General features: G+C 71.2%; 10 protein-coding genes and 1 pseudogene. 7 read left to right on the forward strand and 4 right to left on the reverse strand.

Annotated elements, in window-relative coordinates; translation table 11 throughout:
• From GTW40_RS16930 to GTW40_RS16945, 4 genes are all read left to right on the forward strand, one after another.
• Positions 1-456 (forward strand): extracellular solute-binding protein (locus GTW40_RS16930; RefSeq protein WP_161181033.1); only part of this gene is annotated, 456 nt, incomplete at its 5' end.
• 104 nt (positions 457-560) lie between these two features.
• Positions 561-959: a helix-turn-helix transcriptional regulator gene (locus tag GTW40_RS16935; protein WP_237525555.1), complete on the forward strand. Its 399-nt coding sequence runs from the start codon at positions 561-563 to the stop codon at positions 957-959.
• A gap of 10 nt (positions 960-969) precedes the next feature.
• A complete protein-coding gene (locus GTW40_RS16940) occupies positions 970-1380 on the forward strand; it encodes a VOC family protein (RefSeq protein ID WP_161181035.1) in 411 nt (136 codons plus the stop codon).
• A gap of 50 nt (positions 1381-1430) precedes the next feature.
• The gene (locus GTW40_RS16945) at positions 1431-3803 is read left to right on the forward strand and encodes an excinuclease ABC subunit UvrA (protein WP_161181036.1); all 2373 of its coding nucleotides are present in this window, start codon (positions 1431-1433) and stop codon (positions 3801-3803) included.
• Between the two features lie 43 nt (positions 3804-3846).
• Here GTW40_RS16945 and GTW40_RS16950 read toward each other — a convergent pair whose 3' ends face one another.
• Positions 3847-4533 (reverse strand): DUF305 domain-containing protein, encoded by a 687-nt coding sequence (locus GTW40_RS16950; RefSeq protein WP_161181037.1) that lies wholly within the window; start codon positions 4531-4533, stop codon positions 3847-3849.
• Between the two features lie 196 nt (positions 4534-4729).
• Between GTW40_RS16950 and GTW40_RS16955 the strand changes: the two genes are divergently transcribed.
• Positions 4730-6232 carry a hypothetical protein gene (locus GTW40_RS16955; RefSeq protein ID WP_161181043.1) on the forward strand — a complete coding sequence of 501 codons (1503 nt, stop codon included), beginning with the start codon at positions 4730-4732 and terminating at the stop codon, positions 6230-6232.
• Between the two features lie 55 nt (positions 6233-6287).
• On the opposite strand, the gene GTW40_RS16960 is transcribed toward GTW40_RS16955, so the two are convergent.
• Positions 6288-6977: a glycerophosphodiester phosphodiesterase gene (locus GTW40_RS16960; RefSeq protein ID WP_161181038.1), complete on the reverse strand. Its 690-nt coding sequence runs from the start codon at positions 6975-6977 to the stop codon at positions 6288-6290.
• A gap of 50 nt (positions 6978-7027) precedes the next feature.
• A pseudogene (locus GTW40_RS16965) lies at positions 7028-8207 on the reverse strand (adenosine deaminase).
• A gap of 124 nt (positions 8208-8331) precedes the next feature.
• Between GTW40_RS16965 and GTW40_RS16970 the strand changes: the two are divergent.
• Positions 8332-9138 carry a DUF4190 domain-containing protein gene (locus tag GTW40_RS16970; RefSeq protein WP_161181040.1) on the forward strand — a complete coding sequence of 269 codons (807 nt, stop codon included), beginning with the start codon at positions 8332-8334 and terminating at the stop codon, positions 9136-9138.
• A gap of 122 nt (positions 9139-9260) precedes the next feature.
• Here GTW40_RS16970 and GTW40_RS16975 read toward each other — a convergent pair whose 3' ends face one another.
• Positions 9261-9815 carry an NADAR family protein gene (locus GTW40_RS16975; protein ID WP_161181041.1) on the reverse strand — a complete coding sequence of 185 codons (555 nt, stop codon included), beginning with the start codon at positions 9813-9815 and terminating at the stop codon, positions 9261-9263.
• A gap of 206 nt (positions 9816-10021) precedes the next feature.
• Here GTW40_RS16975 and GTW40_RS16980 point away from each other — a divergent pair, with 206 nt between their 5' ends.
• Positions 10022-11560, forward strand: coding sequence for a gamma-aminobutyraldehyde dehydrogenase (locus GTW40_RS16980; RefSeq protein WP_161181042.1), 1539 nt, complete (start codon positions 10022-10024; stop codon positions 11558-11560).
• Positions 11561-11756: the final 196 nt, after the last annotated feature.

An 11756-nucleotide genomic window follows, 5' to 3' on the forward strand; every position in this document is an offset into this window, starting at 1 on the left:
CAGATCCGCCGCTTCACCGGCAACGACTACACCAAGGACCTCGTCAGCGGCGACGTCCTCGCCTGCCAGGCCTACTCCGGCGACGTCATCCAGCTCCAGGCGGACAACCCCGACATCCGCTTCGTCGTCCCCGAAGAGGGCGCCGAACTCTGGTCCGACTCCCTGATGATCCCCGACCTCGCCGCCCACAAGGCCAACGCCGAACGCCTGGTGGACTACTACTACGCCCCCGAGGTCGCGGCGGAGCTGGCGGCCTGGGTCAACTACGTCTGCCCCGTCCCCGCCGCGCAGGACATCCTGGCGTCCTCCGACGACAAGGACACCGCCGCCCTGGCGGAGAACCCCCTGATCTTCCCCGACGCCACGATGCGCTCCCGCCTCGCGATAGCGCGGGACATCACGTCCACGGAGCGGGTGGAGTTCGCGCGCCGGTGGAACCGGATCGTGGGGCTGTAGTCCGGGGCTGGGCGGGCGGTCTGTGGCACGCTTCTTCGGTGAGCAGGAAACCCGTCGGACCCGATCTGCGCGACCTCGCGCGGCTGCGCCGCGTGCGGGATCGTATGGACCGGGAGTACGCGCAGCCGCTCGACGTCGAGGCGCTGGCGCGGGGGGTCGGGGTGTCGGCCGGGCATCTCAGTCGGCAGTTCCGGGCGGCGTACGGGGAGTCGCCGTACTCGTATCTCATGACGCGGCGGATCGAGCGGGCGATGGCGCTGCTGCGGCGGGGGGACATAAGTGTGACCGAGGTGTGTTTCGCGGTGGGGTGTTCGTCGCTGGGGACGTTCAGCACGCGGTTCACGGAGCTGGTCGGGGTGCCGCCCAGTGTCTATCGGAGCGAGGCCGCGCGGGCGACCGTGGGGATGCCGTCGTGTGTGGTGAAGCAGGTCACCAGGCCGGTGCGGAAAGCGGTGCGGAAAGCGGTCAGGAATCGAGAAGCGCCCGGGGAGGGCCAGGGCTAGCGTGACGGCCATGGACCTCAACATTCACGCCAGCTTTCTGCCCCAGGACGACCCGGAGGCGGCCCTCGCGTTCTACCGGGACCTGCTCGGTTTCGAGCTGCGCCAGGACGTCGGCTACAACGGACTGCGCTGGCTCACCATGGGCCCCGCCGGGCAGCCGGAGACGTCCGTCGTGCTGACCCCGCCCGCCGTGGACCCCGGCATCACCGAGGACGAGCGCCGTACCATCACCGAGATGATGGCCAAGGGCACCTACGCCACCCTGCTCCTGGCCACGCCCGACCTCGACGGCACCTTCGAGCGCCTGGCGGCGGCCGACGCCGAGATCGTCCAGGAGCCCACCGAGCAGCCGTACGGGGTGCGCGACTGCGCCGTGCGCGACCCCGCGGGCAACCTGCTCCGCATCCAGGAACGCCGCTGAGGACCGTCCGCCGTACAGGACCGATGCCGTACAGGACCGATGGAGAGACGATGACGAAGGCCAACCGGGCCGACGAGCACGCCGCCGACAGTCACGACATGATCCGTGTGCACGGGGCGCGGGTGAACAACCTCAAGGACGTCGACGTCGAGATCCCCAAGCGCCGGCTGACGGTGTTCACCGGGGTCTCCGGCTCGGGCAAGAGCTCGCTGGTGTTCGGCACCATCGCCGCCGAGTCGCAGCGGCTGATCAACGAGACGTACAGCGCGTTCGTGCAGGGCTTCATGCCGACGCTGGCCCGGCCCGAGGTCGACGTGCTCGACGGGCTGACCACCGCCATCACCGTGGACCAGCAGCGCCTCGGCGCCGACCCGCGCTCCACCGTCGGCACCGTCACCGACACCAACGCGATGCTGCGCATCCTCTTCAGCCGCCTCGCCGAGCCCCACATCGGTCCGCCCGGGGCGTACGCCTTCAACGTCGCCTCGGTCCAGGCCAGTGGCGCGATCACCGTGGACCGGGGGGCGCGCAAGGCCGAGAAGGTGACGTTCAGCCGCTCCGGCGGCATGTGTCCGCGCTGCGAGGGCCGGGGCGCGGTCACCGACATCGACCTCACCCAGCTCTACGACGACTCCAAGTCGCTGCGCGAGGGCGCGCTGACCATCCCCGGCTACAGCGTGGACGGCTGGTACGGGCGCATCTACACCGGCTGCGGTTTCTTCGACCCGGACAAGCCGATCAGCAAGTTCACCAAGCGCGAGCTGCACGATCTGCTCCACAAGGAGCCCACCAAGATCAAGGTGGAGGGCATCAACCTCACCTACGAGGGGCTGATCCCGAAGATCCAGAAGTCGTTCCTGTCCAAGGACGTGGACGCGCTCCAGCCGCACGTCCGTGCCTTCGTGGAGCGGGCGGTCACCTTCACCGTCTGCCCCGACTGCGCGGGGACCCGGCTCAACGAGGGCGCGCGGTCGTCGAAGATCGCGGGCAAGTCCATCGCGGACGTGTGCACGATGCAGATCACCGACCTCGCCGAGTGGGTGCGCGGCATCGAGGACGCGTCCGTCGCGCCGCTGCTGACCGCGCTGGGCCACACGCTCGACTCCTTCGTGGAGATCGGCCTCGGCTATCTCTCCCTGGACCGCCCCTCGGGCACGCTGTCCGGCGGCGAGGCCCAGCGCGTGAAGATGATCCGGCACCTGGGCTCTTCGCTCACCGATGTCACGTACGTCTTCGACGAGCCCACCACCGGGCTCCACCCGCACGACATCCAGCGGATGAACAACCTGCTGCTGCGCCTGCGCGACAAGGGCAACACCGTGCTCGTCGTGGAGCACAAGCCGGAGACCATCGCCATCGCCGACCATGTGGTGGACCTCGGTCCCGGCGCGGGGTCGGCGGGCGGCGCGGTCTGTTACGAGGGTGATGTCGCGGGGCTGCGGGCGGGGGACACCGTCACCGGCCGCCACTTCGACGACCGGGCCCGGCTCAAGGAGAGCGTGCGCGAGCCCTCCGGCGCCCTGGAGATCCGGGGCGCCGACGCCAACAACCTGCACGACGTGGACGTGGACGTCCCGCTCGGGGTGCTCACCGTCGTCACCGGGGTCGCCGGTTCCGGCAAGAGCTCGCTGGTGCACGGGTCGATCCCGGCCGGCGAGGGGGTCGTCTCGGTCGACCAGAGTCCGATCCGGGGCTCGCGGCGCAGCAACCCCGCCACCTACACAGGGCTGTTGGACCCGATCCGCAAGGCCTTCGCCAAGGCCAACGGGGTCAAGCCCGCGCTGTTCAGCGCCAATTCGGAGGGCGCCTGCCCGACCTGCAACGGCATCGGGGTCGTCTACACCGACCTGGGGATGATGGCCGGGGTCGCCACCACCTGCGAGGAGTGCGAGGGCAAGCGCTTCCAGGCGGCGGTGCTGGAACACCGGCTCGGCGGGCGGGACATCAGCGAGGTGCTCGCGATGTCCGTCGCCGAGGCGCTGGAGTTCTTCGCCGACGGCGAGGCCCGCACCCCGGCGGCACACCGCGTCCTGACCCGGCTGAACGACGTGGGGCTCGGCTATCTCACCCTCGGCCAGCCGCTCACCACGCTCTCCGGCGGTGAACGGCAGCGGCTGAAGCTCGCCACGCACATGGCGGAGAAGGGCGGGATCTACGTCCTGGACGAGCCGACCGCCGGTCTCCACCTCGCGGATGTCGAGCAACTGCTCGGCCTGCTCGACCGGTTGGTGGAATCCGGCAAGTCGGTCGTCGTCGTGGAGCACCACCAGGCGGTCATGGCCCACGCCGACTGGATCATCGACCTGGGCCCCGGCGCCGGGCACGACGGCGGCCGCGTCGTCTTCGAGGGCACCCCGGCCGACCTGGTCGCGGCCAGGTCGACGCTGACGGGACAGCACTTGGCGGACTACGTGGGGGCCTGAGCGGTCAAGGCCCGGAAACCTCACGGCACTTGGCGGGAAAGGGTCAGGACATCGCGCGCATTCGGCCGATCTCGGCCGTCTGCTGCGCGATCACGTCGTCGGCCATCTCCTCGATCCGGACGCTGTGACCCCGGGCCTTCACGTCCGTGGCCATGGTGATCGCCCCCTGGTGGTGGGTGATCATCAGCGTCAGGAAGAGGGCGTCGAACGCCTTGCCCTTCGCGGCCTTCAGCTGCGCGAGCTGTGCCTCGGTGGCCATGCCGGGCATCGACATGTGCATGTGGTCGTGGTCGTGGGTGTCGCCGTGATCGTGTTCGCCGTCGCCACCGGCGTCCGTGCGCAGCCAGCTCTTCATGGCGGCGATCTCCGGTCCCTGGGAGGCGGCGATCCGCTCGGCGATGCGCTTCACCGCCGTCGACTCGGCGCGTGCGGGGGCAAGTTCGGTCATGGTCAGGGCTTGGGCGTGGTGCTGGATCATCATCGTGGCGTACGAACGGTCCGCCGCGTTGGGGGAGTTGTCGTCCGCGCGCTGCCCGGCGGCCTCCTGCGCGGACAGGGTCCGGTTCGCCTCGCCCGGTCTGCCCGGCGCGATGACCGAAGGGCCGCTTCGCGCCGCCGACTTGGTGGCCGGATCCGCATCACAGCCCCCGACCGCGAACACGGCGGCGACGGCCAGCGCGGTCATGGCGAGGGAGGCGTAGGACGCGCGGGACGCACGGCGGAAGTGCACGGTGATCTCCTGTCGCTGGCGGAACGGTGGGCAGGACGGCCGGCGGAGCGTGGATGGAACGGTGGCCCGGCGAAGGGCCGCGCGACCGAGGCTTTTCAGCCTTGTCACATTGCCCTCTGTTGACCTGTGCATGACGCAGACGATACTGCGGGGGAGCGTGAACCGCTTCCACACGACCGGCACCAGGGAGGCAGCAGTGACCCTGTCGAAAGAATCCCGAACGCGCCACAGACGCCTGGGAGTCGGCGCCGCGGCGGCCGGTCTCCTGGCCGCGCTGCTCACCGTCGCCCCGGCGTCCGCGACCCCGGACCCCGGCGACGGCCCCGCCGCACGGCACCCCGTCTCCAAGAGCGAGGCCGCCGGGGCGAAGAGCGCCGTCGCGGCCGGTGAGATACCCGGCCAGGACGAGATCGTCCACTCCCGCAACATCGAGCACCTCGCCAACATCCCCAAGGACGCGCTGGCCGGCTTCAACTCGGACCTCGCCTTCCAGGGGAAGTACGCGTACGCCGGGAACTACGACGGCTTCCGCATCTTCGACATCAGCAACTCGAAGGCGCCGAAGACCGTCTCCCAGGTGCTGTGCCCCGGATCGCAGAACGACATCTCCGTCTCCGGCGACCTGCTCTTCCTGTCCACCGACTCCTCGCGCAGCGACAACTCCTGCGCCAGCACCGCGCAGCCCGCGACCGAGAAGTCGTCGTGGGAGGGCATGAAGATCTTCGACATCAGCGACAAGCGGAACCCCAGGTACGTCGCCGCCGTCGAGACCGCCTGCGGCTCCCACACCCACACGCTGGTGCCGGAGCGCAAGAACGTCTACATCTACGTCTCGTCGTACTCGCCGAGCGCCTCCTTCCCCGACTGCCAGCCGCCGCACGACGGCATCTCGGTCATCAAGGTTCCGCGCAAGGCGCCCGAGAAGGCCGCCGTGGTGGGCTTCCCCGTGCTCTTCCCCGGTGAGGGGGCGGACGGCGGCGGCAACCCCGGCGCGCCCACCAACCCGGGCGTCTCCAAGACCACCGGCTGCCACGACCTGACCGTCCTGCCCTCGAAGGACCTCGCGGCGGGCGCCTGCATGGGCGACGGCATCCTGTTCTCCATCAAGGACCCGGAGCACCCGAAGGTCATCGACCAGGTCGAGGACAACGTCAACTTCGCCTTCTGGCACTCGGCGACCTTCAACCAGAAGGCCGACAAGGTCGTCTTCACCGACGAACTGGGCGGCGGCGGCGCGGCCACCTGCAACGCCGCGATCGGACCGAACCGCGGCGCCGACGGCATCTACGACATCGTCGGCCGGGGCGATCACCGCAAGCTGGTCTTCCGGGGCTACTACAAGATCCCCCGCCACCAGGCCGACACCGAGAACTGCGTCGCCCACAACGGCTCGCTGATCCCGGTCAGGGGCAAGGACCTCATGGTCCAGGCGTGGTACCAGGGCGGCGTCTCCGTCTGGGACTTCACCGACTCCGCCCGCCCGAAGGAGATCGCGTACTTCGAGCGGGGCCCGGTGTCCACCGACGTCCTCCAGGTCGGCGGCGCGTGGTCGGCGTACTACTACAACGGCTACATCTACTCGAACGACATCCTCAAGGGCTTCGACGTCCTGAAGCTCGACGACCGGCGCACCGACTCCGCGCGGCGGGTGCACCTGCCCGAGCTGAACGTCCAGAGCCAGCCGGACTACTTCGACTGACATCGACTGACACACCGGCCGCCCACCCGGGGGTGGGCGGCCGGATGTGGGGTTCCTACGGCGTCCTCTTGCGCAGTCCCACGAGCGTCTCGATCCGGTTGGTGGTGATCGAGTCCACGCCCAGGGACAGCAGCCTCCGCATGGAGCGGCGGGTGTCCGGGGTCCACACCGACAGCAGGCAGCCGTCGTGGTGGACCCGGGCCGCCAGGTCGCGGTCGACCAGGGAGAAGCGGTAGTTGAGCCAGCGCGGGCGGACCGCTTCGAGGACTCCGGGGCGGGGGCGGGCCAGGCTGGTCCAGGTCAGGGCGATCTCGGCGGAGGGGTCGGCGGCGCGGAGGGTGAGCATCGACTCGGCGCCCGCGCAGTAGTAGACCCGGTCCTTCGCGCCGCAGTCGCCGACGACGCCGAGGATCCGGTCCACCGTGCGGCGCCGGACCGGGCCGCACAGGTCCAGCAGGACCCGGGCGCCCTCCGTCGCCTCCAGCGCCTCGACGAGCGTGGGCACCTGGCCGTCCGTCAGCTCGCGCAGCTGCTCGGCGGTCAGCGCGGACAACGGGCGCTCGGTCTCCCACAGCCGCTTCAGCGTCTCGTCGTGCAGCAGCACGGGGACGCCGTCGCGGGTGAGCCGTACGTCGATCTCGACCGCGTCCGCGCCCTCGTCGAGCGCGGAACGCAGCGAGGCGACGGTGTTCTCGCGGAAACGGTAGGGGTCGCCCCGGTGGGCGACGGCGGTCCAGGTCTGCATGGCCGTCATTCTGGCAGCCGAGTGGATCTCCGAGGAGTACCCGCCGCTCTTCAGCGGGCGAGCCAGGCGTTCGTGTACGTGTCGATCTCCGCCGCGATCCTCGCCTTGCCCGCCGGGTCCAGGAAGGACGCCTCGACGGCGTTCTTCGCCAGCTCGGCCACGCCCCGCTCGTCCAGGTCGAGCAGGCGGGCGGCGACCGCGTACTCGTTGTTCAGGTCGGTGCCGAACATGGGCGGGTCGTCGGAGTTGACCGTGACCAGCACACCGGCGTCCACGAACTGCCTGATCGGGTGCTCCTCCAGCGTGCGCACCGCGCGGGTGGCGATGTTGGAGGTCGGGCAGACCTCCAGCGCGATGCGGTGCTCGGCGAGGTGCGCGAGCAGCTTCGGGTCCTGGGCGGAGCTGGTGCCGTGCCCGATGCGCTCGGCGCGCAGCTCGGTCAGCGCGTCCCACACGGTCTGCGGGCCGGTCGTCTCGCCCGCGTGCGGCACCGAGTGCAGACCGGCCGCGATGGCACGGTCGAAGTACGGCTTGAACTGCGGCCGGGGCACGCCGATCTCGGGGCCGCCGAGGCCGAAGGACACCAGGCCCTCGGGGCGGATGCCGTCCTCGGTGGCCAGCCGGGCCGTCTCCTCGGCGGCGTCAAGACCCGCCTCGCCGGGGATGTCGAAGCACCAGCGGAGCAGCGTGCCGAAGTCCGCCTCGGCCGACTTGCGGGCGTCCTCGATCGCGTCCATGAAGGGCCGCGCCGGTATGCCGCGCCGGGTGGAGGAGAAGGGAGTGATGGTCAGCTCGGCGTAGCGCACCTGCTGGCGGGAGAGGTCGCGGGCGATCTCGTAGGTGAGCAGCCGGACGTCCTCCGGGGTGCGGACCAGGTCCACGACCGAGAGATACACCTGGATGAAGTGCGCGAAGTCGGTGAACGTGAAGTACTCCGCGAGCGCCTCGGGGTCGGTGGGCACCTTGGAGTCGGGGTGGCGCGCGGCCAGTTCCGAGACGATGCGCGGGGAGGCGGAGCCGACGTGGTGGACGTGCAGTTCGGCCTTGGGCAGTCCGGTGATGAAGGCGGCGCGGTCGTCGCGCGCGGGGGTACCGGCGGTGCCGCTGTCGGTGCTGCGCTCGGTCAAGGGTCCTCCCCAGAGGGAACGGCGCTCGCGGACGCGCGGTGGTGCGCCGGGCGCGGGCGATCGGCTGATCGGTGGTGCCCGGACATCTTAAGGGGGCCGACAACGCCCGAAAACGGTCTCGGGCCCGGGACGCGCGGCCCCGGGTGCGGCCGGTCACAGGTCGGCCACCGAAAGCCGGGACGGTACACGTGAGGCTTACGATGATCCGACGATTCAGACGGAGGGGGATGGGTCACGTGACCGAACAGCCACAGCCCGGCGCGGGCGAGGGAGCGGGCTACGACCCGTGGGCACCGCCCGCGAGCGGACCGTCGCTGGAGAAGGGCGCGCCGGCCCCCGGCTCCGCCCCCGGCGCGCAGCCGCCCGTGCCGCCGTCCTCGGTGCACGACCAGGCGACCATGACCTCCCTCCCGTCGGCCGGATTCGGTCCGCCGCCGGCGGCGGGTCAGCCGCCGTTCGCCGGTCCGCCCGTCGCCGGTCCGCCGGTGGGTGGTCCGCCGCTCGGTGGTCCTCCCGTCGGCGGTCCCGTCCCGCCCCCGGCGCAGGGCTGGAGCGAGTCCGCCGTACCGCCCCCGCCGTACGCCCCCACCGGACCCGGCATGGCCGCTCCGCCGCCTGCGGCCGGTTACGGCTACCCCAGCTACCCCGGTCCCGCGCAGGGGTACGGCTGGAGCGGCGGCCCCGCGCTGCCGCAGAACGGTCTGGGCACCTCCGCGATGGTGCTTGGCATCCTGGCGATCTGCCTGTTCTGTTTCTACGGCCTGCCGTCCATCCCGCTCGGCATCATCGCCGTGGTGCTCGGCGTCAAGGGCAAGCAGCGTGCCGACCGGGGCGAGGCCACCAACCGCGGGCAGGCCCAGGCGGGCTTCGTCATGGGCATCATCGGGATCGTGATCGGCATCCTGGTGCTCACCTTCTGGGGCGTGCTATTCGCGAAGTTCGCGCACGACTCGGACACCGGCTCCGACAGCGACCCGTACGGGTCGTACGACTCCGCGCCCAGCGTGTCCGCGCCGCTGCTGCCGCGAGCCTGATCCGGCACCGGCACCGGCACCGGCACCGGCACCGGCACCGGCACCGGCACCCGGCACCCGGCCCGCGCCGGACGCTCGACGGCCCGCCCCCCACTACTCGGGAGGGCGGGCCGCGCCGTCCCTCAGGCGCTCAGCCGCTCCCGCGCCGCCATCAGCGCGAACCCCAGCAGGTTCGGGCCCCGCCAGCGCTCGGGGTCACCGACGCGCTCGTCGTCCGCCGCGAGGCCGATTCCCCACACCCGGTCCACCGGGCTCGCCTCCACCAGCACCCGCTCGCCGGTGCCGAGCAGAAACGCGCGCAGCTCGTCGTGCGCCGCGAACTTGTGCACGCTGCCCTCGACGACGATCCCGAACCGCTCGCGCGCCCATATCGCCTCGTCGAAGCCCCGGACCAGCCGCCCCGCCTTCTTCGCCTGCGCGGGATGCGCCGAGGCCAGCACCTGACGCTCCGCCTCCGCGTCCTCGAACAGCCGCGCCTTGGCGGCCATCATCCAGTGTTCGGCCGTCGCGTACTCCACGCCGTCCACCGTGAACGGCGCCGGCCACCACTGACTCAGACAGCCCGCGCCCGCCGTGCCGTCCGGGCGCGGCCGGTGCCCCCAGAAGTGCAGATACTTCACCCGGGCCCCCGCCCGGACCTCGTCGATCAGTGTGTCCAGTCCCTGGATCTTCCCCATGATCGCGAGTGTGGCACGCACCACTGACACTCCGTCCGTTCCGGCCCATGGCGACTCGACACCTGGCCGACAGATTCCGTCGCGTAACCAAAAGGCAACAACGGAATCCCTTGTTGGCTGGATACCGCTCTGTCAGGATCGGCACTCAAATCGAGCTGGAGCCACGCCACCCGGCCCCCACGGGGTGCACGGCGGAGGAGAGCGACATGCACATCCCGGGCACCGCCATCCCGGAACGATTCCCCGCACGCGACCGCTTTTCCGACGGCGCGCAGTTCCTCGCGGGCCGCCCCGCCCGGGGCACCTCGGGCCGCACCCACACCGTGACCGATCCGGCCACCGGTGCGGAGATCCTGACGTACGAACTCGCGGGCGCGGACGACGTGGACGCGGCCGTCGCCGCCGCCTGCGCGGCCTTCCCCGGTTGGGCCGCCACCACCCCCGGCGAGCGCTCCGACGCCCTGCACCGCCTGGCCGCCCTGGTCGCGGAGCGCGCCGAGGAGTTCGCCCGCGCCGAGTCCCTCCAGTGCGGCAAGCCGCTGAAGCTCACCCGCGAGTTCGACGTGCCCGGCACGATCGACAACACCGCCTTCTTCGCGGGCGCCGCCCGGCATCTCCAGGGGCAGTCCGCCGGGGAGTACTCCGGCGACCACACCTCGTACGTGCGGCGCGAGCCGATCGGTGTCGTCGGCTCCATCGCGCCCTGGAACTACCCGCTCCAGATGGCCGCCTGGAAGATCCTCCCGGCCGTCGCGGCGGGCAACACGATCGTCCTCAAGCCCTCCGAACTCACGCCTCTGACCGCCCTCCTCTTCGCGCGCGCCGCCACCGACGCGGGCATCCCGGACGGCGTGATCAACATCGTCACCGGGACCGGACCGGAGGCGGGGGAGCGGCTGATCCAGCACCCCCGGGTCGTGATGACCTCCTTCACCGGCTCCACCGGCGTCGGCCGTCGCGTCGCCACGCTCGCCGCGGGCACCGCCAAGCGCCTCCACCTGGAGCTGGGCGGCAAGGCCCCCTTCGTCGTCTTCGACGACGCCGACGTGGAGGCCGCCGCCAACGGCGCGGTCGCGGGCGCGCTCATCAACACCGGGCAGGACTGCACGGCCGCCACGCGCGCGTATGTGCAGCGCCCGCTGTACGACGCGTTCGTGGAGCGGACCGCCGCCCTCATGGAGACCGTACGGCTGGGCGATCCGTTCGCCCCCGGCACCGATCTCGGGCCGCTCGTCTCGCACGTCCAGCGCGACCGGGTCGCCGCCTTCGTGGACCGGGCACGCGGGTACGCGCGCGTGGTCACCGGCGGCGAGGTGCCGGAGGGCGAGCTGAAGGACGGCGCCTTCTACCGGCCCACCCTGATCGCCGACGCCGCCCAGGACAGCGAGATCGTCCAGGCCGAGATCTTCGGCCCCGTGCTGGTCGTCCTCCCCTTCGACACCGACGACGAGGGGCTGCGGCTGGCCAACGACACGCCGTACGGCCTGGCCGCCTCCGCGTGGACCCGGGACGTGTACCGCGCGAACCGGGCCACCCGCGAGATCGCGGCGGGCTGTGTGTGGATCAACGACCACATCCCGATCATCAGCGAGATGCCGCACGGCGGCTACAAGGCGTCCGGCTTCGGCAAGGACATGTCGGCGTACTCATTCGAGGAGTACACGCAGGTCAAGCACGTGATGTTCGACAACACGGCGATCGCGCGCAAGGACTGGCACCGCACGGTCTTCGGGGACCGCGGCTAGTCGTCCGACGGTTCGCGGCCTCTTTTCCCCGGAGGACTTCCCCTCCTCCAGAAGGACTTCCCCAGCTTCTTCCGAAAGGGCACCACGCGCATGGAGCAGTACGAGCCCGACTGTCCGAGCCCGGCCGTGGCGGCCGCCATGCGGCGCAGCCTGAGCGGCGGCCGGGCGGCGCTCACCCGCCGGTCCCTGCTGCGCG

The sequence above is a fragment of the Streptomyces sp. SID4985 genome (genome assembly GCF_009863025.1).
Lineage (GTDB): Bacteria > Actinomycetota > Actinomycetes > Streptomycetales > Streptomycetaceae > Streptomyces.

What these genes read in the sequence shown, in the direction of transcription:
- GTW40_RS16935 (WP_237525555.1), top strand. Translation starts at nt 561, where the DNA reads ATGGACCGGGAGTACGCGCAGCCGCTCGACGTCGAGGCGCTGGCGCGG.
- GTW40_RS16940 (WP_161181035.1), top strand. Translation starts at nt 970, where the DNA reads ATGGACCTCAACATTCACGCCAGCTTTCTGCCCCAGGACGACCCGGAG.
- GTW40_RS16945 (WP_161181036.1), top strand. Translation starts at nt 1,431, where the DNA reads ATGACGAAGGCCAACCGGGCCGACGAGCACGCCGCCGACAGTCACGAC.
- GTW40_RS16960 (WP_161181038.1), bottom strand. Translation starts at nt 6,977, where the DNA reads ATGCAGACCTGGACCGCCGTCGCCCACCGGGGCGACCCCTACCGTTTC.
- GTW40_RS16970 (WP_161181040.1), top strand. Translation starts at nt 8,332, where the DNA reads ATGGGTCACGTGACCGAACAGCCACAGCCCGGCGCGGGCGAGGGAGCG.
- GTW40_RS16975 (WP_161181041.1), bottom strand. Translation starts at nt 9,815, where the DNA reads ATGGGGAAGATCCAGGGACTGGACACACTGATCGACGAGGTCCGGGCG.
- GTW40_RS16980 (WP_161181042.1), top strand. Translation starts at nt 10,022, where the DNA reads ATGCACATCCCGGGCACCGCCATCCCGGAACGATTCCCCGCACGCGAC.